Below are 23,404 nucleotides of genomic sequence, written 5' to 3'. Positions count from 1 at the left end.
AATGATTTGATTATCTTTGAAGATAGGAAAAAGCCCAGCAAAAAGCAATAAAAAAGCCCACCGAAGTGAGCTTTTGATGTTGCAAACCTTAGTTTGCTGTTTTGTTGTATTTCACATCTGAAGAAGAAGGCTGTTTCACCACTTGATCAGCAGTGTTGGCTTTAACGCCGCCACCGAGGGTTTTATACACTTCAACTTGGTTGTTTAAGTTTGCTTGTTCAAGCAATAACAACCCTTGTTCCGCCGAGTACGATGTACGCTGTGCATCAAGTACAGTCAGGTAGTTATCGATACCTGCACGGAAGCGGGCCGTTGAAAGCTTATAGGTGGTGTTGGTTGCATCTACCAGACGACGTTGCGCCGCCAAACGGTCACCAATATTTTCACGTACTGCCAAGGCATCATTCACTTCGCGGAAAGCGGTTTGAATGGTTTTTTCATAATCTGACAACGCAATTTTTTGGTCAGTTTCTGAAATCTTCACATTGGCACGACGTGTACCCCAGTCAAAGATTGGAATATCCAAGCTTGGGCCAAGTGACCAGACAAAGGCACCTGATTTAAACAAATCGCTTAAATCTGTCGATGCATAGCCGGCTGTACCCGTTAAACTGATAGTTGGGTACAACTGTGCTTTTGCCGCACCAATGTTGGCACCCGCAGCAGACAATTGATATTCCGCAGCGCGGACATCAGGACGGTTATTTAACAAGTCGCTTGGCAAGCCCGCTGTCAACGCCGTACTTTGGGTAATGCGTTTCACAGGTTGAGGAGACAATAAGTTTGCAGGAACAGGCTGACCCACCAACAGGTTGAGTAAGTTCTGTGCTTGTGCAAGTTGAGTCTTGTAGTTCGCAACGTCATTACGTGCGGTTTCAACCGAAATTTGCGCTTGACGTACAGGGACTTCGCTATCGATACCGACATCAAAACGTTTTTTGTTCAGATTGTATGATTCAAGCTGTGCTTTTAAGGTTTGGTCTGCCAGTTTTAAGTTGGCATTGGCAAACGAATAGCTCAGCCATGCTTGCGCAACCTGACCAATCAACGAAATTTGTGTTGCATCACGTGCACTTTGAGTTGCCAAATAGCTGTCTAAAGCATTGTCTTTTAAGCTACGAACACGACCCCAAAAGTCTAACTCATAAGCAGTGACACCAAGACCAACATTATAGGTTGTGACTGGCTTGGTCGTACTTAGCGTATCTTGACGAAGCACACTACCACTTGCCCCAATAGTGGGTAGTTGGTTGTTTTCAGTAATTTGATACGCTTGCTGAGCACGTTGAATATTTAAAGTCGCCGTACGGAGGTCACGGTTATTGGCTAATGCTAACTCGATGACTTGGACTAAACGCTGATCAGCAAAAAAGTCTTTATAGCCTTGTTCTGCAACAGATGGACCTGTCGTTGAACCAATATATCCTGTTGGGATATCCGCTTGAGCGACGGGTTCTGGACCACGCATGCTTTGACATGCAGTCAAAGCAAGCGCAAGTGCAGATACCGCAATGCTACGACCTGAAATAGACCATACTTTTTGCATCACGATGTTTGCTCCTGATTGTTTTGTTTCTTAGGTTTGTATTTGAAAATACTACGAATCCAAACAAAGAATACTGGAATGAAGAAAATACCCAACAGTGTAGAACTAATTACACCACCAAGGACACCAAAGCCTACCGAGTGTTGGCTACCTGCACCTGCACCTGTTGAAAGGGCAAGCGGAAGGACACCAAAACCGAAAGCAAGGGTGGTCATGATAATTGGGCGTAAACGCATTTTTGCAGCATGAAGGGTTGCATCAAACAAGTCTTCACCTTGTTCTTGCAACTCTTTTGCAAACTCTACGATCAAGATTGCATTTTTCGCAGAAAGACCAATCACGGCAACAATTGCGACTTGGAAGTAGATGTTAAATGACAGATTTGGATCGCCTTTGATGATCATACCTAACCACGTTAAAGTAAATGCACCAATAATACCAAGTGGTACAACCAGCAATACTGAAACAGGGATAGACCAACTTTCATACAATGCGGCAAGACATAAGAAGACGATAAGCATTGAAAGAACAAGCAGCGGAGCTGTTTGATTGCCCGAATCACGTTCTTCTAAAGATAAACCCGTCCATTCATAGTCGAAACCATCTAAGCCCATAGATGGTAACTTGCCAATGATTTCTTCCATCGCGAGCATTGCATCACCCGAACTAACGCCTGGTGCTGGAGTACCTTGGATGTTAGCCGAAGCAATACCGTTATAGCGCTCTAGACGAGGTGAACCATAAGTCCATTCGCCTGTTGCAAATGCTGAGAAAGGAACCATCGTACCTACGTTGTTACGTACATACCATTTGTTTAGGTCTTCCGGCATCATACGTGTATTTGAGTCGCCTTGAACATAAACTTTTTTCACACGACCACGGTCAACGAAGTCATTGATATAAGAACCGCCCCACGCCATGTTCATGGTTGAATTAATATCGGCAATACTTACACCCATTGCTCCTGCTTGCGCTTGATCAATGTTGATTTGATATTGAGGCGTATCTTCTTGACCATTTGGACGAACACCAGCAAGACGTTTGTCTTGTGCAGCCATGCCTAACACAGCATTACGTGCTGCAATCAGTTTATCGTGACCTTGACCACTCGCATCTTTTAACTGGATGTCAAAACCTGAAGAAACACCTAATTCTGGCATTGCAGGTAATTGCAATGGCATGATGTAAGAGGCGTCTTTCACAATCATATTCAATGCCATACCACGTTGGATGATGGCACCAATTTGCGACTCAGGTGTCGTACGCTCACTCCAGTCTTTTAATTTAATAAAGGCAAGACCCGCGTTTTGACCCACCCCTGTGAATGAGAAACCAGCAACTGTAAAGATTGACTCTACATTTTCTTTTTCCTTATTCAAGAAATAGCCTGTCATGGTATCGATGACTTTGTCGGTTCGTTCCAAGCTCGCGCTCGGTGGTAACTGAACCAGTGTCATCACCACACCTTGGTCTTCTTCTGGTAAGAATGAAGATGGCAAAACTTTATAAATGCCAACCAAAGCGGCAATCACAACAATATAAAGTACCCCAGAGAATAACTTGTGGTGGGTCATACGATTGACACCGCCTTGGTATTTCTCCGAAAGTCTTTCAAAGCTACGGTTAAACCAACGGAAGAAACGCGCGAAAATATTGTTGCTTTCCTGCTTGTTTGGATCGTGCTGTTTTAACAAGGTTGCACATAGGGCAGGGGTAAAGGTAAGTGCTACGATCAATGACAAGATCATCGCAGTAACCAGCGTGATCGAGAATTGACGATAAATTACCCCAGTGGTTCCACTAAAGAACGCCATCGGTACGAATACCGCTGTTAACACACTGGTAATACCGACTAAGGCACCAGAAATCTGTTTCATGGACTTTTCAGTTGCCGCTACAGGGTCAAGATGTTCTTCGACCATGACACGTTCTACGTTTTCCACCACGACAATTGCGTCATCAACCAATAAACCAATCGCTAAGACCATCGCAAACATGGTGAGCGTGTTGATTGAGAAACCGAAGATGTTAATGACAGCAAATGTGCCCAATACAACCACTGGAACAGCCAATGTTGGAATAATTGTGGCACGCCAATTCTGTAAGAACAGGAACATCACAATAAAGACCAAAATGATCGCTTCAATTAAGGTTTTAACAACACTCTTAATCGAAAGTTCAATAAACGGTGTGGTGTCATAAGCCAGTTGATCTTTTAAACCATTTGGGTAGTTTTTACGAAGTTCACTGAGGCGCTTTTCTACAGCCGCTGCTGTATCTAGTGCATTTGCACCAGTTGCCAGTTTAATCGCAACACCGCCAGCAGCCTTACCATTAAATTTAGAGTCGAACTGATAGTTATCTGACCCGAGTTCAACACGCGCAACATCACTCAAACGGACTTGAGCACCAGAAGATGTATTTTTTAGAAATATATTCTTAAATTGTTCAGGTGTTTGCAACATACTTTGCGCATTGACAGTCGCATTCAGCACTTGACCTTGTACAGAAGGTGCACCGCCTAACTGACCTACAGCCACTTGAGCGTTTTGAGCACGAATTGCAGCAGCAATGTCACTTGGTGTCACTTGCAAACTGTTCATTTTCGCTGGATCTAGCCAAATACGCATCGCATATTGACCACCAAAGACTTGAAGTTCACCAACACCTGCAACACGGCTCAGCGGTTCAGAGATGTTTGAGTTTACATAGTCATTAATGTCCGCCCCAGAAAGACTTCCATCTGGAGAGTAAAATGCAAGTACTTGCATAAAACTTGCGCCAGACTTGGTGACTTTTACACCTTGACGTTGTACATCTTCAGGTAAAAGTGCCGTTGCCGATTGTAGTTTGTTCTGTACTTGAACTTGAGCAATATCAGGATCGATGCCTTGTTCAAAGTTTAAGTTAATAGATGCTTGACCGTTACCCGCACTGTTTGAAGAGATATAACGTAGACCATCCAGACCATTCATTTGTTGTTCAATGATCTGAGTGACTGTGTTTTCAACAGTCTGTGCAGAAGCACCTGGATAAGTTGCAGCAATTGTCACCACTGGTGGTGCAATTGTTGGATATTGAGCAACAGGCATTGTAGTTAGCGAAAGAACCCCCGCCAACATAACCACCAGTGCAATCACCCAAGCAAAAATAGGGCGATGAATGAAAAATTGAGCCATATTCGTCTACCCCTTATGTATTTGAAGTAGCTTTTTGTTCAGTTTTTGCACCAGCTTCTGTCTTTTTAGCATCCGTTGTTGGAGCTTGAGGTGCTGCTGCTTTAGGTTGATACGGTTTCGCAACAACTTTCTGTTCAGCTTTAACTTTTGCTATTCCGTCAACAATAACTTTTTCACCTGTTTTAAGGCCTTCAGTCACAATCCAGTCTTGGCCTTGAATACCAACTGTGGTGATTTGACGAGGCTCTACTACGCCTTTGTCATTCACAATCATTGCCATCGCTTGACCTGTTGGTGTGCGAGTCACCGCAATTTGCGGCACTAACATCGCATTCGGGATTACGCCTTGAACGATTTGTGCATTGGCAAACATACCTGGAAGCAGCAAGTGATTCGGGTTCGGGAACACCGCACGAATCGTCACAGTCCCTGTATCTGGATTGACACTGGCATCAGAGAACGCTAAGCGGCCTTCGATTGGATAGTCACTGCCATCTTCAAGTTTCAGCTTCACACGCGTGTTGTTACTGCTGTCTAAGCTACCTTTACTCAATTGTTGACGTAAACGAAGAAGTTCAGAGCTTGATTGGTTGATATCAACATAGATCGGGTCTAAACGTTGAATCGTCACCAATGGCTCTGTTTGGTTTGCAGTCACCAAAGCACCCGCAGTAACTGTAGAGCGGTTGGTTTGACCTGAAATTGGAGAGCGGATGGTTGAGTAACCTAAGTCCACTTCAGCATTTTTAACTTGAGCACGTGCTGCTGCCACTTGTGCTTCAGCGACATTTACTTGACCCACTAAGTCGTCATAGTCTTGCTTCGCAACAGCGTTGCTTGAAACCAGTTGCTGATAACGATTCAATTTGGTTCTGAGTGTGCTTAAATTCGCTTCTTGTTGTAATAATGCTGCTTTGGCATTATCAAATGTTGCGCGGTTAGTACGAGAGTCAAGTTCATAAAGTGCCTGGCCTTCACGTACATAACTGCCTTCCGCAAACAAACGTTTTAGAATGATTCCACTCGTTTGTGGGCGAACTTCAGAGATTTCAAATGCCGTGGTTCTGCCAGATAACTCTACAGATTGTTCTACATTTTGCGGTTGTGCAACAATGACACCGACTTCAGTAGGTGGCATTTGTTGAGAAGCGCCAGCTTGCTGCGCATCCTTTGGGTCTTTGCTACAACCAACAAGTGCAATACTCGTTGCTAATGCGCAAGCGGTAAGGGCTGGGGCCCAAAGCTTTGCCGATATCATTGTTCCACCTCGATTAGATTCTTATCTAAAAATAATGTGTATTTAATTGGGTATATCTGCCACACAAGATGTAAAGCAGTGAAATCCAGATAATACTAATGCTCCAACCTGCGAGAACGTCGGATGGGAAGTGTACTCCAAGATAGACTCTTGAAATTCCCATCATCAGCATCCATAAAATAGCAATGCATACAACATAACGATGTGCAGGAAATGGTCGACTTAAGAAAATGGCAAGACACGCCAAAGTGGCAGCATACATACTGTGCGCACTCGGAAAGGAAGCACCATAGCTCGTCACTAGGTGAAACATTTCTGGTGGGCGTGGTCTTGAAATTAGAAATTTAAGTAGCCAAGCAGAAGCAATACTTCCAACAACGCCTAAACCAATAAAAACAACATCTCTATACTTTTTATACCATGCACGATGGAAACACCATAGAGTGGTTAGAAATAATACAAACGGCATGCCACCGAGTGCCGATAAAAGTATTGCAAGTTTATCTATAGGCTCAGTTCTTAATGTGCTGAAACATTCGACCATCGCCAGATCTAAAGCGGTGAGTGGTTGAATGCTTAGAGCTAATACACTGATTATAAATAAAATAATACCGATAAAAAGCAACAAGTAAGGCATGCTGGAACTCGTGTCATTTCAACCGATTTAAGCGCGGTTATTTACTGGGTTAAAGTGTACTCATCAGTACACTTTAATTCAAGTGTTGATTAATCATGTATAAAATTTTGTTTACAGTGTAACAAGAGCTCAAAATGGGTACAAAATCATTTTGTATGGTGTTTTGTATTGTTCGAACTTTCATCAACTTCAAGAGGTACTTTGGGTGGCCAAAAGAAGTCACTTGGTCGCGTTAGAAAATGGGTTAAAACCAATTTTGCTAACGGTTTCCACTGTTCAAAACGGACCCGACGTGCACGTAAAGCCACAATAATCGTGAGAGTAAAACTAACAAATAAGTTCGTCAGACCAATAGCGAGTACTCCGAGGAAAGATACAATAATCAAGCCAATCTCAGGACTACCATTAATATTCATTAGCCCTTGAATGAAGTTTGCTGAAGCAAAGGCAATATGGCGAATATCTAGGGGTAAACCCAAAATATAACCAATGGTTCCCATACTTCCTAACATAATCCCGAACAGAAAATTACCCGCCAACGCACCTAAGTTACGTTCTATATAACCTGCAAATTTATCGAGCCGTTCTTGTCCCATGATGGTTTTGAGACGAGGGTGTGCTTTTAAACGAGGGCCAACTTTGCGGTAGACGGCCATATTATCGAAATAGCCCGCCAGCAGACCTGACAAAAATAAACACACGCCAGCAATAGCAGCATGGGGAATGGCTAAAGAGGTAAATGGATTCAGGTCGTGTAGTGCTTTGCTGGCTTTTGCATGTGTCATCAGCGGTTCGTGTAGCCCCGTTGCCCAAGCCCATGCAATAAAGGCTGCAACGGGTATGGCAATCGAGATATTACCCAAAATAGCAATGAACTGGGTACGGATAATATTGATAATCAATGCTGCTAATTCAGCAATTTGCGCGGTTTTAGAACCTTTGCGGTGTTGTACTGTTGCTGCAAGGGCTGCAGCAGTCATCGCGGGTTGTTTAGTCGCTACAGTAAAGTGCAAGACATGAATCAGCATAAAACCTAGTGAGTAATTCATACTGTAAATAAAGGCTTGCATGAGTGGTGCCATGACCATACGTGCCGACAAGGTTTTGAGTGTTGCCATGATGGCAATAATAACCCCTGCACCTGCTGCCGATTTGTACATGGCCAAAAAGCCTTGCTTGTCTGTACTTACATAGTGTTCACCTGTTTTACTGGCATTTTCAGTTACCTGTAACGCAATGAGTTCACTGTTGGTAGTGAGTAGAGAACGAACACTGCGTTCGCTATAAATTGCAGCGGTAATATCGACCAGAAGGTTGCTAATGGCTTTATAGTGCGCTTCGCCTTCTTCTACAATCAAATTGAGCAACAGTTCAACGCGGTCTAAGCACTGTTCTAATAAGGATATGAGATAAGTTAGGCTCACACTTACCCCAATGCGTTTGGTTGAGCGACGAATTTTTAGAACTACATCACGACACTGCTCAATCATAACCAATGCCTGAGATGCATCGGGTGGTGCAACCACACTGGAAACATCGGCGTCGTGATGAGCTTTTTTATACTGTTGAATGAATTCGATCATTTCGCGATTCTGAACTAAGAAAGGCGATTCATATTCAGTCAGTTCAGGATGTGCATTAATAAATTCAGGATATAAACCAATACCACTAATCCGATAAGACAGCACCGTGATGGCTTTAATCACTTCACTGCGAATTTTGACTTTTTCTTTTTGATTGGCATGGCCATGATTGAGCAGGTTCAGCAGTTGTAGCCAGTCACTGTCTTTGATGTTATCAAGCCAATATTTATCACTTCGGTTGGGGAAAACACGACGGACTAAATCTTGCAACTGCGTCTCGTCGTTAATCAGCGGTAAAAAATGTGCGCCTAAACGCTGCGACAATTGATTCCAAAAACCATCTAAAGACAAAATGCCAGTATCGGCATACAGACTGGTTTGTTTGTATTGGGAAATCAGGCCTAAGATGAAGCTTTGCAATGTTGAGCCTGCATCAGGCGTAATCAACAAAGCATGAATTAATGCTTGTATTTTTTGATGAATTTCATCAGTTTGATATGAGTCAGTAGGGCGAATACGTTCCACCAACTCAATTAAAAGTTGGTCATTTAAAGCAACTTGAGGATGCTCAAGTTGCTGCTGCATGTGAGAGAAAAGATCATTAAATTGTATATGCATAAGTAAGTTAAAAACGTTCTAAAGCATGATTTGTTATTGAATTCGATGTAAAGCCAGTTGGGTTAGATTAACCAAAGCTTGACGATATTGGCTGTCAGGTAAAGCCTGTAAAGCGTCTAAAGCAGCTTCGGTTTCTTCGTGCGCACGCTGACGACAATAGTCCAGTGCACCAGAATTGTTCACAATTGCAATGACTTGTTCAAGATCTGCCGTTCCACCTGTGGCAATACTTCTACGAACGACATCATGCTCTGCGCCCGTTGTGTTTTTCAATGCTGAGATTAAAGGTAAAGTTGGTTTACCTTCCATCAAATCATCACCAATATTTTTACCTAATGTTTCAGCATCTGAGGTGTAATCTAAAATATCATCAATAATTTGGAAGGCATTGCCGAAGTGACCTGCGAATAAACGCAGTGCTTCTCGATACTGTGGCGTACCTGAAAGAATAGCAGCACCTTCAGTTGCCAGTTCAAATAAACGTGACGTTTTACCGTGAATAATATCTAAATAAGTTTGTTCTGTGGTTTCAGGCTGATGCTGGGCTTGAAGTTGTAGTACTTCACCTTCCGCAATTTCACAGGTTCCTGTAGAAAAATCTTTGAGTAAAGTCATGTCGCCCAAATCGACCAACAGATCAAAGGCACGTGAAATGAGAAAGTCACCAACCAGAACTGCAGTCTGATTGTTCCAAGTCGCGTTCGCTGTTGGTCGACCACGACGTAAACCAGACTCGTCCACCACATCGTCATGAACTAGAGTTGCGGTATGAAGCATTTCAATGATTGCAGCAAGTTTACGTTGACGTTCTAAATCTTCTGCACCACAGGCTTTTGCTGCTAATAAACACATAATTGGACGCATGCGTTTACCACCTGCTTCAACCACATGTTTACTCACTGCCATGACTAGAGCCACTTTAGAGGTAATTCCTTCATTAATAAATGTGTCCATCATGGCAAAGTCTTGAGCTACTGGGGCGAGAATATCTTGCTTAAAATCGACGGTCATTTGAAGAGAAGCCTCATCTATATAAAGTGATAAAAATCAGCAATACAATTATGGTTTAAAATAAGGACACATGTCTAAATCATTCATTTCAATCATAAATAAGGCTAGCATTGTGCGAGGCTATATTTTAGAAAGACAGTTCCTTATTTCCCCGATGTATAAGCGTACCGTATTTGTACGTCTATTTATACCTTCGAATCAATTCCTTCATACTATAGCGAATTGATTTTAAAAATCTATTTCATTGTAAGCAAACTCTAGCCAGAGTTGAACTGTAATTTGTTGATTGAGTTTTTCCCGATTATTAAATAATCGTTAATTTAGTCGAATAAGTTTGGCAAATCTCTTGTTGTTTGATCAAATATCACTTAAAATCCTTGCCCTTGATTAACCCCAGTGGCGTTCGTATTAAGATCGGTATATTCCTTTATCGGCACGACGACACGGGCATGTTTGGAGTACATTATGTACGCAGTAATCCAAAGCGGTGGTAAACAGCACCGTGTTGTAGAGGGTGAAACCCTTAAAGTTGAATTGTTGAAAGCTGAAACTGGCGCAACTATTACGTTTGATGACGTACTAATGCTAGTAAATGGCGACAGCATTCAAATCGGTGCTCCAGTTGTTGCTGGTGCGACTGTAACTGCTGAAGTAGTTAGCCATGGTCGTCACGACAAAATCCGTATTGTAAAAATGCGTCGTCGTAAACACTACCGTAAACAACAAGGTCACCGTCAATGGTTCACTGAGTTGAAAATTACAGCTATTTCAGGCTAATCACGAGGAGTAATGAGACATGGCAACTAAAAAAGCCGGTGGTTCGACTAAGAACGGTCGTGATTCGAACCCTAAAATGCTTGGTGTTAAAGTTTACGGTGGTCAAACTGTAACTGCTGGTAACATCATCGTTCGTCAACGTGGTACAGAATTCCACGCTGGTACAAACGTAGGTATGGGCCGTGACCATACTTTGTTTGCTACTGCTGATGGCGTAGTTAAATTCGAAGTGAAAGGTCAATTTGGCCGTCGCTACGTAACTGTTGAAGCGTAAGTTTTAATAGTAAAAAAGCCCACAATTTAGTGGGCTTTTTTTTGTCTTTTAATAACAAGGATCTGTTTTTTACTTCTGCTTGCCTATAATTTAAGTCTCAAAATCACAGTAAATAGTGATGTGTATCACATAAAATAAGCGTGTAATAGAACTGTAAAACTAGAAGAAAAGGCAGATAGATATGGACAGAATAGATAAAAATGTCTGGCCTGATTCAGGCAGCCATATGGCAGAAACCCTTGGGCATAAGTTCAAACAAGAGCAAAGCCATATCAGTGCCGCAGTAAAAGACATTATTCAGCGACGTTGTTTTTTATTTCATCATGATTTTCATCGAGAAAAATTCACTTTAAAAGCAGTTTTGTTGGGTGCGATGCTCATTACAGCACATGGTGTGTGGGCCGGTGGGAGTGAAAATAATTGCTATTTTAAGAATGACTATTGTGGTGGTCAGGTTGGACCTGCTGGGCCTGCGGGTGCAGATGGTCAAGATGGAGATAGTGCCTATCAAATTGCTTTAAATAATGGATTTGTAGGAACTGAGCAAGAATGGTTATTAAGCTTGCAAGGAGCGGATGGTATAGATGGTCTTAATGGTAAAGATGGTATCAATGGGGCTGACGGTCTTGATGGACAAAATGGTGCAAGCGCTTATCAAGTTGCTGTCAATAATGGATTTGAAGGTAGTGAAACACAATGGCTTGAAAGTCTACAGGGTGATACTGGAGCTACAGGCGCACAAGGTATCCAAGGTGTGAAAGGTGATACTGGGGCAACAGGCGCAACTGGAGCGCAAGGTGAACAGGGTCTCCAAGGCTTACAGGGCGAACAAGGCATCCAAGGTGTGAAAGGTGATACTGGAGCGACAGGTGCAACTGGGATGCAAGGTGAACAAGGCCTCCAAGGCTTACAGGGTGAACAAGGCATCCAAGGTGTGAAAGGTGACACTGGTGCAACAGGTGCGACTGGGATGCAAGGTGAACAGGGTCTTCAGGGCTTACAGGGCGAACAAGGTATCCAAGGTGTGAAAGGTGATACTGGGGCAACAGGCGCGACTGGGATGCAAGGTGAACAGGGTCTTCAAGGCTTACAGGGTGAACAAGGCATCCAAGGTGTGAAAGGTGATACTGGAACGACAGGTGCAACTGGGATGCAAGGTGAACAGGGTCTCCAAGGCTTACAGGGTGAACAAGGCATCCAAGGTGTGAAAGGTGACACTGGTGCAACAGGTGCGACTGGGATGCAAGGTGTGAAAGGAGATACTGGTACAACAGGCGCAATGGGTTACAGTGCTTACCAAGTTGCGCAAGTAAATGGTTTTGATGGCACAATTACCGAGTGGCTTGCCAGCTTAAAAGGTGATACAGGTAACACGGGTATGACTGGTGCTTCGGGGTTTAGTGCCTATCAAGTTGCTGTTGGGGATGGTTTTGATGGAACTGTAACCCAATGGTTGGCTAGCCTTAAAGGTGTAGATGGCACAAATGGCATAACAAAAGAGGTGATGGATGCAGCGGATACCTACATCCTTAATGAAGCAAAAACCTACGTGAACCAAGTAGGGGAGCAAACTCTCAATCAAGCGAATGCATATACTGATAGTCGTGTAAATGCTTTGAATCGAGACATGCGAAAACTTGAGGATCGAACCTATGCAGCAGTTGCATCAAGTATTGCGATAGCATCTTTACCGCAACCGACAGATGCAGGTTACAATATGTTGAGTGCTGGTGTGGGGACTTGGGAAGGTGAACAAGGCTATGCTTTCGGTCTTAGTGGTGTGACCGAAAACAATAAATATGTGTACAAAGTCGCAGTGACAACCAATAGTGAAGGTGACTTCGGCGCAGGTGCTGCAATTGGTTGGCAATGGAAATAACAATGATTGATCTTGATTTAAGCTAAAAAGCCTCTGCTTATTCAGAGGCTTTTTAATGTCTAAAATACAACTAAGTTCTCCATCATGATGGATATTTCACAACACTAAGCACCAATAAATATACAAATCTTCTTATATTCTCAATTATTAGCCATAAAATTTGATTTAAGATAGCTCATCTAACAAATTGCGGCTGCGCAAATTATAAAAGGTGAAATTATGAAAATGCTTCGTAAGACTTTATGTGCGATGACAGTAGGCGTGGTAGCGCTGGGCCCTGTTATGAGCAGTACAGTATTTGCAGCTTCGGTTGCAGCATCGGAGCAACAAGCGACGACGAGTTTAGTCAAGCAGTTGAGTGGTATTCAAAGTATCAGCTCTAATTTTGAGCAAACCACTAAAGTGACGAATGCATCTAAGGCGCCGAAGAAACAAGGTTTATCTGCTCAGCACATGAATCAGACCTTTAAAGGGGTGATGAAAGTTGAGCGTCCTGGGAGATTCTATTGGGAAACCACCAGTCCTGCGAAACAAACGATTGTAACCTCGGGTAAAACGGTTTGGATTTATGATCCAGATTTACAGCAAGCAGTTCGTCAGACTTTAGATGAACAGGTGGCGAATACACCTGCACTATTATTGTCAGGGAATACCGAGCAAATCCGTAAGTCGTATCGTATTACTCAACCAAATAAGAGCAAAACCTACTATACCTTATATCCAAAGAGTGATGATGGTGCATTTCAAAGCTTGACGATCAGTTTTGGTGCAAAAAGCGCACCAACGCTAATGATCTTGGAAGACTCTTTGGGGCAAACGACTTATGTGCGGTTTAATAACACCAAAGTCAATGCCAGCATTCCAGCTTCAACCTTTAATTTTACACCGCCTAAAGGCACCGACATTATTGATCAATAATGTTGAACAGTCCGTGAAAACCACCTTTGGGTGGTTTTTTTATGGGATGTAGTCCAGTTACATAACGTGGTGGGAATTTTTTCCTGTGCTTTGTATAGTCTTTGATAAATGAATATATGACTGAGGAAAAGTAATGACATCACTTCATAACAATAAAATGCGATCAGTCTTTGCTGTGGTGCTATGTGTGGGTTTACTCAGTGCTTGTCAGCCACAAAATGACAGTGCTGCGGCAAAAAGTGAAGAGACCGCTAAGCCAGCTAAAGTTGCACAGAGCTTACCGCTGATTGAGGCAAAAGTTAGACCATTACCATTGGCGCATTCTATTGCTTGTGATGAAGAAGGTTGTACCCAATACCAGTTGTACAGTTTGGAAACCAATGTTCCGTGGATCAATGAGTATTTTGATGAACGGATGAAAAAAGCCAATCCTGTGGCATTTGAAAAAACCAAGCAGTCAGTAAAGCAGCCAGACGAAAGTATGCTTAGTGAAACTTTGTCGGATGTCCGTTATGTGGCACAGCGTGGCAAATATGCAGATTTTGTTTTGATGGATTATTACTATCCAGCACGTGCAGCGCACGGTATGTATCATAACGAATACATTACTTTAGATTTAGCAACTCGAAAACGGGTTGCACTGAGTGATATTGTGGTGGAGAAGACCGAGTCTAAACTATTAGATGCATTGTATAGTGCCAACAGCATGTGGTTGTCCGAGCATAATATTTCACGCGAGCAATTGAAGCTAACGGACAATTATTATATGAGTGCTAAGGGTATTGTCTTTGTTTATCCCTTATATGAATTAGCCTCTTATGCAGAAGGGATGTCTGAATTGGTTTTACCGTATCCACAAGCCAGCGGCTTAATTAAGTCGGAATATTTACCAAGTTTTGTCGATTATGCCGCTGAGCGAGAAAAAGCGGGTAAAGAAAAGCCATGAAAATTGCTGTAATAAGCCACAGCTAGTGATCGCGTGACTGTATTTTTTGGCTTGAAGCGCTTACACTATAGCCAGTTTTTTTCTTTGCAAAAGATTGGCTATGATCGACCCGAAATTACTCAGAAATAATATTGAGGCTGTAAATTTAGCCTTAGCAAAACGTGGTGTACAACTGAATGTTGAAGAATGGGCATCACTAGAAGCTCGCCGTAAAGAGATTCAATCCAAAACTGAATCTCTTCAGGCAGAACGTAATTCGGGTGCAAAACAAGTTGGCCAAATTAAGAAAGCTGGTGGCGATGCATCTGAAATTATGGCGCGCATGTCAGCAATTGGTGATGAAATCAAAGCGGCGGAAGTGGCTTTGTCTGAATTACAAGCTGAACTTGAAGCGAAATCACTTAGCATTCCAAACTTGCCAGATGAGTCTGTTCCAGAAGGAAAAGACGAAAGTGATAACGTGGAAATCCTCACATGGGGTACGCCACGTACGTTTGACTTCGAAATTAAAGATCACACTGACTTAGGTGAGTGGATGGGCGGTCTTGAGTTTGAAACAGCGACCAAATTGACAGGTTCTCGTTTCAGTGTGCTTAAAGGGCCACTTGCACGTCTACAACGTGCGATTACCCAGTTTATGTTGAATACGCATACCTTGGAAAATGGTTATACCGAAGCGTATGTGCCGTATTTAGTCAATGCTGACTCACTCCGTGGTACAGGCCAATTGCCTAAATTTGAAGAAGATTTGTTCAAATTACAAGGTGAAAAAGAGTATTACCTCATTCCAACTGCGGAAGTGCCTGTAACTAACTTCGTGCGTGATGAAATCATTGATGCAGATCGTTTACCACTGAAATATGCAGCACATACCCCATGTTTCCGTAGTGAAGCGGGTTCGTATGGGCGTGATACACGTGGTTTGATTCGTCAGCACCAATTCGACAAAGTAGAAATGGTGCAAATTGTTAAACCTGAAGACTCAATGCAAGCACTTGAAGAGCTTACAGGTCATGCTGAAGGGATCTTGAAAGCACTAGGTTTGCCATACCGTAAGATCATTCTTTGTGGTGGTGATATGGGCTTTGGTGCAACTAAAACTTACGATCTTGAAGTTTGGGTGCCAAGCCAAAATACGTATCGCGAAATTTCTTCATGTTCAAACATGGGTGACTTCCAAGCGCGTCGTATGAAAGCACGCTATCGTGCAGACCAAAAGAAAACTGAGTTTGTCCATACGCTGAATGGTTCAGGTTTGGCTGTGGGTCGTACTTTACTTGCGGTCATGGAAAACTACCAACGTGCTGATGGTTCGATTGAAATTCCGACCGTGCTTCGTCCATATATGGGCGGTGCTGAGTACATTGACTAATAAAGTCGATGTACTGCACCATTTTGTGCACAATAATTGCTTTAAGACAGTCAGATAAAACTCATTGAGGTCGTGTGTGGATATTTTTCCAATCTCTTTAAAGTTGCAGCAGCAACCTTGTCTGATTGTCGGTGGTGGGCATATTGCTTACCGTAAGGCAGTGTTGTTACATAAAGCAGGCGCGGTGATTCATATCATCGCTCCTGCTATTGATGCAAATTTATTGCAACTGGTTGAAGAAAGCCAAGGGCAATATATCCAAGCGCTATATCCTGCGCAGATTCAACTCAATGACTATCGTTTAGTGATTGCTGCAACAGATGATTATGCGGTGAATACTCAAGTCTTTGAGGACTGTGAAGCGCTAAAAATACTGGTCAACAGTGTTGATGATCCACCGCATTGTCGTTTTATGGTTCCAGCCATTGTCGATCGTTCCCCTTTGGTGATTTCAGTTGCCAGCAATGGGACATCTCCTGTTTTATCTCGCCAAATTCGTACCCAGCTTGAAACCAGTATTCCACATGGGATGGGCAAGTTGGCTGAGTTTTCAGGAAAATGGCGTGCAGCGGTGAAAGCGAAAATTTCCAGTCCTGATGAGCGCCGTGTTTTTTGGGAAGACTTATATGCAAGTCCGCTGAAAGAACAGGTTTTTCATGACAACCTTGCTGAAGCAGACCGTTTAATCGAACAAGCGTTGGCAGAGTGGAAAACACCAAAAGGTGAGGTGTATTTGGTGGGTGCAGGTCCTGGCGATCCTGAGCTGCTGACCCTCAAGGCTTTGCGTTTGATGCAACAAGCTGATGTGGTGATCTATGATCGTTTGGTTTCCCCTGCGATTATGGAACTTTGCCGCCGTGATGCAACTAAGATTTATGTGGGTAAAGCGCGATCTAACCATGCTGTGCCACAAGAAGGTATCAATGCCTTGTTGGTGGAATATGCTTCGAAAGGTCAGCGTGTTTGTCGTTTAAAAGGTGGTGATCCATTTATTTTTGGGCGTGGTGGCGAAGAAATTCAAGAACTTTTTGCCTCGGGTGTACCATTTCAAGTGGTTCCAGGGATTACCGCAGCTTCAGGCTGTTCCGCTTATGCAGGCATTCCACTTACCCATCGTGATTATGCACAAAGCGTACGTTTCCTTACGGGGCACTTAAAAGAGGGTTCACCTGAATTACCGTGGGATGAGTTGGTTTATCAAAATCAAACACTTGTATTGTACATGGGCTTGGTTGGTTTAGAAAAAATTTGTGAAAAACTGATTGCGCATGGTCAACGCCCAGACATGCCAGTTGCGTTGATCTCGAAAGGAACAACGCCTGAGCAAAAAGTCGTAGTAGGTACTTTGGCCGATATTGCATCTAAAGTTGAAGAGCATCATATTCAAGCACCTACATTGACCATCATTGGCGATGTAGTGAGTTTGCGTGAACAATTACAATGGCAAGATTAACTTTTGCCAAATTGAAAAAGTAGAGAAAAGCTGTGATCCATGTTGTTTTATACGAGCCTGAAATTCCTGCAAACACAGGAAATATCATTCGTTTATGTGCTAATACTGGAGCGCAGCTACATTTGGTAAAACCATTGGGCTTTGAACTAGATGATAAAAAGCTCAAACGTGCGGGTTTGGACTATCACGAGTGGGCACGCATGCAAATTTGGGAAACATTCGATGAGTGTTTAGCAGATTTAGCAAAAAGAGGGGTTGATATCAATGCGATTTATCCTTTAACCACGAAAGGAACAGAAACGCCACATACTTCGGATTTGAATCGACCCGTGGCTTTACTCATGGGGCCTGAGACACGTGGTCTGCCTGAACAGGTTCGTATGTTATTTCCACGAGAGCATTGGATTCGTCTACCTATGGCTGAAAACTCGCGTAGTTTGAATTTATCCAATGCGACCGCCGTGATTGTGTATGAAGCATGGCGTCAGCAGGGTTTCAAGCCTTTAGCCTAATCAAATTGCTGTGACAGAGCCTGCTTAAGCAGGCTCTGTTTTTTCTAGCTTTTGATCGAATCCCGCTCTGGATTTTAAAACTTTAAGCATATTAGCTTCGACCCAATCTTTCATTTGATAGGCATTTTGAGCAAAGTCTTTGCCAATCTCAGTTAAGGCATACTCCACTCGTATCACGTTATCTTCATGAATGGTTCGCGTCAGAAAACCATCGCGCTCTAATATCTTCAATTTTTGCGAAAGCACTTTAGGTGAAATACCTAAAACGTTTTTCTTGAGCTCATTAAAGTGCTGCGATTCTTGATCCAACGTATATACAATCAATAAAATCCACTTGTCTGCAAATTTTTCAAAAAAAAGACGAGCAGGGCAGTCTGGATGAAAAATATTAAATTTCATGGGTTTATTCATCTGTAAATATGTTCCTTTTACGTTCTATCTTCATCTGAAACAGTGAATTTGACCAGTTACCAAGTGGTAACTAATTGATACTAGGTTTCATAAGTGTATCATGAATACAGACTTAATGCAGCGTTGTCATTAGACGATGCTTTCGCAAGATACTGGCTAATTGGATGGATCATAGGATGAATGTTTCAGAGGCGGTTGTTTTTATTACGGGTGGAAATCGTGGCTTGGGACTAGCCATCGCTCGGGGAGCTCGTCATCAGGGCGCTAAAAAAATTTATGTAGGGATGCGTCAGATCGGTAGTTTTCACGAAGAAGGGTTAATCCCGATTCAACTCGATGTGAATGATGAGGGATCTATACAGCAGGCTGCCGAACAATGTGCAGATACCACGATTCTTGTGAATAATGCAGGCATTGCACTTTTGAATGAGCATCCTGTTGACGCCAATATCATTACAACTACGCAAAAGATTTTGGAAACTAATTTATTGGGTTTGATGCGAGTGACCCAAATTTTTGCTCCAATCTTGCAAAAGAGCCAACAGGCTTATGTGGTCAACATTCTCTCAGATGTGTCATGGGAGCCAAGCACTGTTTTGACTAGTTATGCTATTTCCAAAGCAGCAGCATGGTCCTATACCAACTCAAGTCGCCAGTGGTTGTCTCAATTTAATATTCAGGTGATGGGCGTACATGTGGGTTTTATTGATACCGATCTGACTCGTTCATTACCTATTCCGAAGATTGCACCGGAAACAGTGGCTCAAGAAATTTTCCACGGCATCCAGCAAAATGCTTATGAGGTGTTGGTTGGGGAAAAGACTCAACAGCTTAAACAAGGTTTAAGTGCTGAAGTGGCAAGTTATGTGAAACTTAAGCCTGATCAGGCAAGCGTTTAAAATATTACATATGATTTATTTTTAATGGTTTACATGGTGCGATGTCACAATTGATTGGCCCATGCAAATGATGTGGTTTAAAAGAGGAAACTAAAATGTCGAAAATTTCTGTTGTTTATTTTTCAGGTTATGGTCATACCAAAGTGATTGCTCAAACGTTTGCGCAAGAAATTGGTGCAAATCTGGTAGAGATTGATCCAAATGGAGACATTCAGGAGCAAGATTGGCTGACACTGGATCAATCTGATGCAATTGTATTTGGTGCACCGACTTATATGGGCACTGCACCGTGGCAGTTTAAAAAGTTTGCTGATGCATCTTCAAAGAAATGGTTTACCCGCGCATGGCAAGATAAGATTTTTGGTGGATTTACCAATAGTGCAAGCCTCAATGGGGATAAGCAAGTGACCTTAATCCAATTGCAAACACTTGCGTCGCAGCATGGTGGTATTTGGGTGAGCTTGGGTTTATTGCCAGCCAACAGCAAAGCTGCAACCCGTCAAGATGTGAATAACTTGGGTGGTTCTGTCGGCTTATTGGTGCAAACGCCTTCAGATGCAAGTGTGGATGAGATCCCAGCAGGGGATTTAGAGACTGCAAAAGTTTATGCACAACGCATTGCCAAAATTACTCAACAATTTAAGGGTTAGTTTTTTAGCTATATCCTTAAAAAGAAAAAGACGCACTTGGCGTCTTTTTCTTTTCTGAATGAGAGATTATGGATGATCATCAAATTCATTATGTTGTGGTGCTGGTTGCTTAAAGCCTTTGGTTTTATAACCTAAGTATAAAATACCAAACATTGCCCACCACAAACCGAATTTCAATGCAGTTTCTTCAATCTCTAACCACATGGCAAAGATACTGAGGAATCCACACATTGGAATGACCACAAAGCTCAAGATATCTTTAATATTCTTTGTGCGACCATCACGCAGAGCATAACGCGAAATCACGGATAAGTTTACAAAGGTAAATGCCGTTAAAGCCCCGAAACTGATCATCGAAATGACGATGTCCAAGTCCATGAAGCCCGCGGTTAATGCCACAGCACCTACAATGAGAATGTTATAAGATGGTGTGAAGCTTTTCGGACTAATATGACCAAAAATCTTCTTGTTAATCACGCCATCACGGCCCATTACATACATTAAACGTGAAACGCCTGCATGTGCCGAAATACCTGATGCCATAACAGTCACAATTGCGAAGTACAACACCACCGTTTTAAACGCCACGCCACCAACGGCTTGTAAAATGTCAGGCTGTGTTGCAGCAACATCTTCAAAGTACGTCTTAGGATCGTTCGGGAAGTAAATCTGCATGAAGTAGGTGCTGATAATAAAGATCACACCTGCAAAGAGTGCTGTTAAGAAAATCGCTTTAGGTAGAGTTTTCTCGGTATCTTTTGTTTCTTCTGCAAGTGAGCTAAGTGAGTCGAAACCAGTGAATGAGAAGCACAGTAAAGTCGCACCAGTAATTAGAGGACCCAGTGTAGTAAGTTCATTCCAAAATGGCTCTAAGCTCCATAACTGATATTTCGCATTGACCAAAGTACCATCAGCATTGACGCCACTTGCAAGTAAGCTGTAAACCATCCAGGTAAAGTATGCGATAACGGCTAACTGTACCAAAACGATTAAGCCATTAAAGTTTGCAACGAAGCGTGCACCGCGTAAGTTGACCGCCGTCATAAATGCAGTTAAGCCTACTACCCAAACCCAATGGTTTACATCAGGGAATAAGGCTTCTAGGTAAATCACAGCAAGAATGATGTTGACCATTGGAGACAATAAATAGTCTAACCATGATGACCAACCCACCATAAATCCAACATTTGGATGGATGGACTTTTGTGCATAGGTGTAGGCTGAACCCGAGGAAGGGTAGCGACGAATCATGTGACCATAACTGATCGACGTGAATAAAATTGCGATTAAAGCAATGATGTATGACGTCGGCACATGATAATGACTTTCTTCTGATACTAAACCGAAAGTATCAAATAATGTCATTGGTTGAATATAAGCTAAACCAATAATAATGATGTGCCAGAGACCTAGCGTTTTTTGCAGTTTAGCTGCCGATTGAGTCCCAGAAATATTAGTCAACGGCGTTATCCTCTTTATCGTTGATCAAGGATCAGTCATGTTTATAAGGATCGTTTGAGACGAACGATCCCCCCTATGTTTAATTTCAAAAGTGCGCCAATCTACATTAATTTGGCATCTTTTGTCAGTAACTTTTTCAGATTTTTTAGCAGTTTTTATGCCAATAAGTCTATGCATAGCATTATTCCTTATGGCAAATAAAAGCCCGATGTTTAAAAAAGCATCAGGCTAAGATTGTCGCTATATTGGCTGATTTTATGCCAATTACCAAGCTTTTTCTAAAATTGCTTTTAAATCTTTTAAGCTGGCTTCTTTCGGGTTGTAAATAATTGAACCATCGTTGAGGGCTTTTTCTGCGACCTCATCGAGTTGTTCTAAGGTCACTTTTCCTGTTTCACTCAACGTACGCGGTAATTTGGTTAATGTGAATAAGCGATCACGCATCGTGAGTAATGTACTAATGGCTTTGTCTGCACGTAAGTGAGCAGGAGTCTGCGCATAGATATCTGGCCCTGCAAGCGGTAATAGGAGGTCTGCAATCTTGTCTCCATTCACTTCTTTATTAAACTCAAGCACATAAGGAAGGAACAGGTTCATACATAGTCCATGCGGTAAGTGGGCAACTGCACCTAAAGCATGGCCTAGAGAGTGAACGAGACCGACCATTGAGTTTGAAAATGCAATACCTGCCATGGTCGAGGCTTGAGCTAATTCTAAGCGGCCATTAGCATCGCTTGGATTATCCAGCACATTAAATAAGTGATTGCTGACTTTCTTAATTGCAGCCGTAGCATAGGCATCTGAAATTGGATTATGTGCCATACATGTATAGGCTTCGACAGCATGGGTCATGGCATCCATTGCGGTCATCGCGGTTAGGTGTGGTGGCAAGGTTTGGGTCATGCGTGGATCAAGAATCGCAGCATGTGGCATTAAATAGTACGATGCGAAAGGTAGTTTGACATTTTTCTCTGGATCAGACACCACCGCGACCATGGTAACTTCAGAACCTGTGCCTGACGTGGTTGGAATCACAAAAAAGGGTTTAAGTGGCTTAGGTAAGTTGTGTGCCCCAGAGTATTTGAGTAAATCATCGCCACCTTCAGACACCAAAATATTGGTGGCTTTAGAGGTATCAATCACTGAACCCCCACCTACAGCAATAATGGCATCACACTGGTGTTCACGGTATAAATTGGCCGCTTTACGTACTGTCTCTAAGCTTGAATCGGGTGGAACATCATCAAAAATTGCGCCAATCACTGCATCGGTAGATTCAAAAGCTGCTTCAATCGGTGCCAGTAAATTGTTGGCACGTACGCCTTTGTCAGTAATGATTAAAGGTCGGGTTGCCCCTAATGTTGCCAGTTCAAACGGAATGTGTTCCAAAGCAGCATGACCAGCGATCACTTTTACAGGACAAAAAAATTCGTAATAAGGCTTCGCCATGTTATGCACTCCGTTTTAAATATGATTGGGCTACTTTGAGGTAAATATTTGCAGCGCCTGTGAGTTTTTCTTTTAAGCTCAGTTCTGTTGGGTATTCTTTGACTGCAAGTTCTGCAACCATTTTTGGCAAAATCAAGGATTCCATTTTATTTAGACAGCGGACGAGGCGAATTGCATAAGAAATATCGCCATCTGCGATCATACGATCATGGGCAAATGCTTGTGCTGTACTTTCTTGAAATGAAAATACTAAAAAGGCATGACTTAAATGTTTAAACGTAATCGTTAAATCTGCTTTTAGACTGCCAGGTGTCAGCAGTTCAAGTTGATGGTCTTCGGTCACTTTGGCTAAAAAAGCAGGCCCATTTGGAAAAACATTCATAGATAGAGTGAAATTGGCTGGAAATTTTGCAACTTCTTGCTGAATTTCACTATCGACTTGGCTGGCCATGACCAATCCTCGGCCAATCACATCCATCATAAGTTTGACATAGGTTAATTGCAGAGCGGGTTTCACTGAATTGAGGTTAATCACTCGCTGTCCTTTCTAAAAATAATTATTAGTTTAGAG

The 23,404-nt window shown here is 42.5% G+C and carries 20 protein-coding genes; 10 read left to right on the top strand and 10 right to left on the bottom strand.

Annotated elements, in window-relative coordinates; all coding sequences use genetic code 11:
• Positions 1–88: 88 nt before the first annotated feature.
• The 6 genes from adeK to sdsA form a co-directional block, all read right to left on the bottom strand.
• A complete protein-coding gene (gene adeK / locus DPG01_RS05365; protein WP_110974397.1) occupies positions 89–1,546 on the bottom strand; it encodes a multidrug efflux RND transporter AdeIJK outer membrane channel subunit AdeK in 1,458 nt (485 codons plus the stop codon).
• A complete protein-coding gene (locus tag DPG01_RS05360; RefSeq protein WP_110974396.1) occupies positions 1,546–4,725 on the bottom strand; it encodes an efflux RND transporter permease subunit in 3,180 nt (1,059 codons plus the stop codon). Before DPG01_RS05360 ends, adeK begins: the two co-directional genes overlap by 1 nt.
• A 13-nt stretch (positions 4,726–4,738) precedes the next feature.
• A complete protein-coding gene (locus DPG01_RS05355) occupies positions 4,739–5,983 on the bottom strand; it encodes an efflux RND transporter periplasmic adaptor subunit (RefSeq protein WP_005400363.1) in 1,245 nt (414 codons plus the stop codon).
• A 25-nt stretch (positions 5,984–6,008) separates the two neighbouring features.
• Positions 6,009–6,620 (bottom strand): phosphatase PAP2 family protein, encoded by a 612-nt coding sequence (locus DPG01_RS05350; RefSeq protein ID WP_005400364.1) that lies wholly within the window; start codon positions 6,618–6,620, stop codon positions 6,009–6,011.
• 146 nt (positions 6,621–6,766) lie between these two features.
• Positions 6,767–8,821, bottom strand: coding sequence for a site-specific recombinase (locus tag DPG01_RS05345; RefSeq protein ID WP_110974395.1), 2,055 nt, complete (start codon positions 8,819–8,821; stop codon positions 6,767–6,769).
• 33 nt (positions 8,822–8,854) lie between these two features.
• Positions 8,855–9,832, bottom strand: a complete 978-nt coding sequence (sdsA, locus tag DPG01_RS05340) for an All-trans-nonaprenyl-diphosphate synthase (RefSeq protein WP_110974394.1) — start codon at positions 9,830–9,832, stop codon at positions 8,855–8,857.
• Positions 9,833–10,297: 465 nt separating this feature from the next.
• Here sdsA and rplU point away from each other — a divergent pair, with 465 nt between their 5' ends.
• From rplU to DPG01_RS05300, 8 genes are all read left to right on the top strand, one after another.
• The gene (gene rplU / locus DPG01_RS05335) at positions 10,298–10,609 is read left to right on the top strand and encodes a 50S ribosomal protein L21 (RefSeq protein WP_004695441.1); all 312 of its coding nucleotides are present in this window, start codon (positions 10,298–10,300) and stop codon (positions 10,607–10,609) included.
• A 19-nt stretch (positions 10,610–10,628) separates the two neighbouring features.
• On the top strand, positions 10,629–10,883 hold the full coding sequence (rpmA, locus tag DPG01_RS05330) for a 50S ribosomal protein L27 (protein ID WP_086208124.1): 255 nt from the start codon (positions 10,629–10,631) through the stop codon (positions 10,881–10,883).
• Positions 10,884–11,064: 181 nt separating this feature from the next.
• Complete coding sequence (locus tag DPG01_RS18880) at positions 11,065–12,762, top strand: YadA-like family protein (protein WP_162622324.1); 1,698 nt, start codon at positions 11,065–11,067, stop codon at positions 12,760–12,762.
• Positions 12,763–12,981: 219 nt separating this feature from the next.
• Positions 12,982–13,680, top strand: coding sequence for an outer membrane lipoprotein chaperone LolA (gene lolA, locus DPG01_RS05320; RefSeq protein WP_110974393.1), 699 nt, complete (start codon positions 12,982–12,984; stop codon positions 13,678–13,680).
• A 133-nt stretch (positions 13,681–13,813) separates the two neighbouring features.
• Complete coding sequence (locus DPG01_RS05315; RefSeq protein WP_110974392.1) at positions 13,814–14,626, top strand: RsiV family protein; 813 nt, start codon at positions 13,814–13,816, stop codon at positions 14,624–14,626.
• Between the two features lie 100 nt (positions 14,627–14,726).
• Complete coding sequence (gene serS / locus DPG01_RS05310; RefSeq protein WP_110974391.1) at positions 14,727–15,998, top strand: serine--tRNA ligase; 1,272 nt, start codon at positions 14,727–14,729, stop codon at positions 15,996–15,998.
• 76 nt (positions 15,999–16,074) lie between these two features.
• Positions 16,075–17,451, top strand: coding sequence for a siroheme synthase CysG (gene cysG / locus DPG01_RS05305; protein ID WP_110974390.1), 1,377 nt, complete (start codon positions 16,075–16,077; stop codon positions 17,449–17,451).
• 32 nt (positions 17,452–17,483) lie between these two features.
• Positions 17,484–17,963, top strand: a complete 480-nt coding sequence (locus tag DPG01_RS05300; protein ID WP_110974389.1) for a tRNA (cytidine(34)-2'-O)-methyltransferase — start codon at positions 17,484–17,486, stop codon at positions 17,961–17,963.
• Between the two features lie 24 nt (positions 17,964–17,987).
• Here DPG01_RS05300 and DPG01_RS05295 read toward each other — a convergent pair whose 3' ends face one another.
• Positions 17,988–18,374, bottom strand: coding sequence for a winged helix-turn-helix transcriptional regulator (locus tag DPG01_RS05295; protein WP_004695464.1), 387 nt, complete (start codon positions 18,372–18,374; stop codon positions 17,988–17,990).
• 176 nt (positions 18,375–18,550) lie between these two features.
• On the opposite strand from DPG01_RS05295, the gene DPG01_RS05290 reads away from it, so the two are divergent.
• Complete coding sequence (locus tag DPG01_RS05290) at positions 18,551–19,273, top strand: SDR family NAD(P)-dependent oxidoreductase (RefSeq protein WP_228156963.1); 723 nt, start codon at positions 18,551–18,553, stop codon at positions 19,271–19,273.
• A 95-nt stretch (positions 19,274–19,368) separates the two neighbouring features.
• Complete coding sequence (locus DPG01_RS05285; protein WP_110974387.1) at positions 19,369–19,923, top strand: flavodoxin family protein; 555 nt, start codon at positions 19,369–19,371, stop codon at positions 19,921–19,923.
• A gap of 66 nt (positions 19,924–19,989) precedes the next feature.
• Here DPG01_RS05285 and DPG01_RS05280 read toward each other — a convergent pair whose 3' ends face one another.
• From DPG01_RS05280 to DPG01_RS05270, 3 genes are all read right to left on the bottom strand, one after another.
• Positions 19,990–21,384 carry an APC family permease gene (locus tag DPG01_RS05280; RefSeq protein WP_110974386.1) on the bottom strand — a complete coding sequence of 465 codons (1,395 nt, stop codon included), beginning with the start codon at positions 21,382–21,384 and terminating at the stop codon, positions 19,990–19,992.
• Between the two features lie 264 nt (positions 21,385–21,648).
• Positions 21,649–22,833, bottom strand: a complete 1,185-nt coding sequence (locus DPG01_RS05275; RefSeq protein WP_087526362.1) for an iron-containing alcohol dehydrogenase — start codon at positions 22,831–22,833, stop codon at positions 21,649–21,651.
• A 1-nt stretch (position 22,834) separates the two neighbouring features.
• Positions 22,835–23,314: a hypothetical protein gene (locus DPG01_RS05270; RefSeq protein WP_395579804.1), complete on the bottom strand. Its 480-nt coding sequence runs from the start codon at positions 23,312–23,314 to the stop codon at positions 22,835–22,837.
• Positions 23,315–23,404 lie beyond the last annotated feature (90 nt).

The sequence above is a fragment of the Acinetobacter sp. WCHAc060042 genome (assembly GCF_003231195.1).
Classification (GTDB): domain Bacteria; phylum Pseudomonadota; class Gammaproteobacteria; order Pseudomonadales; family Moraxellaceae; genus Acinetobacter.
The sequence above is the reverse complement of the archived record's forward strand: the minus strand, read 5'-3'. Positions and strand labels throughout refer to the sequence as shown.

Coding starts and splice junctions, on each gene's coding strand:
- adeK (WP_110974397.1), bottom strand. CDS start 1,546: ATGCAAAAAGTATGGTCTATTTCAGGTCGTAGCATTGCGGTATCTGCA.
- DPG01_RS05360 (WP_110974396.1), bottom strand. CDS start 4,725: ATGGCTCAATTTTTCATTCATCGCCCTATTTTTGCTTGGGTGATTGCA.
- DPG01_RS05355 (WP_005400363.1), bottom strand. CDS start 5,983: ATGATATCGGCAAAGCTTTGGGCCCCAGCCCTTACCGCTTGCGCATTA.
- DPG01_RS05350 (WP_005400364.1), bottom strand. CDS start 6,620: ATGCCTTACTTGTTGCTTTTTATCGGTATTATTTTATTTATAATCAGT.
- DPG01_RS05345 (WP_110974395.1), bottom strand. CDS start 8,821: ATGCATATACAATTTAATGATCTTTTCTCTCACATGCAGCAGCAACTT.
- sdsA (WP_110974394.1), bottom strand. CDS start 9,832: ATGACCGTCGATTTTAAGCAAGATATTCTCGCCCCAGTAGCTCAAGAC.
- rplU (WP_004695441.1), top strand. CDS start 10,298: ATGTACGCAGTAATCCAAAGCGGTGGTAAACAGCACCGTGTTGTAGAG.
- rpmA (WP_086208124.1), top strand. CDS start 10,629: ATGGCAACTAAAAAAGCCGGTGGTTCGACTAAGAACGGTCGTGATTCG.
- DPG01_RS18880 (WP_162622324.1), top strand. CDS start 11,065: ATGGACAGAATAGATAAAAATGTCTGGCCTGATTCAGGCAGCCATATG.
- lolA (WP_110974393.1), top strand. CDS start 12,982: ATGAAAATGCTTCGTAAGACTTTATGTGCGATGACAGTAGGCGTGGTA.
- DPG01_RS05315 (WP_110974392.1), top strand. CDS start 13,814: ATGACATCACTTCATAACAATAAAATGCGATCAGTCTTTGCTGTGGTG.
- serS (WP_110974391.1), top strand. CDS start 14,727: ATGATCGACCCGAAATTACTCAGAAATAATATTGAGGCTGTAAATTTA.
- DPG01_RS05295 (WP_004695464.1), bottom strand. CDS start 18,374: ATGAATAAACCCATGAAATTTAATATTTTTCATCCAGACTGCCCTGCT.
- DPG01_RS05290 (WP_228156963.1), top strand. CDS start 18,551: ATGAATGTTTCAGAGGCGGTTGTTTTTATTACGGGTGGAAATCGTGGC.
- DPG01_RS05285 (WP_110974387.1), top strand. CDS start 19,369: ATGTCGAAAATTTCTGTTGTTTATTTTTCAGGTTATGGTCATACCAAA.
- DPG01_RS05275 (WP_087526362.1), bottom strand. CDS start 22,833: ATGGCGAAGCCTTATTACGAATTTTTTTGTCCTGTAAAAGTGATCGCT.
- DPG01_RS05270 (WP_395579804.1), bottom strand. CDS start 23,314: ATGATGGATGTGATTGGCCGAGGATTGGTCATGGCCAGCCAAGTCGAT.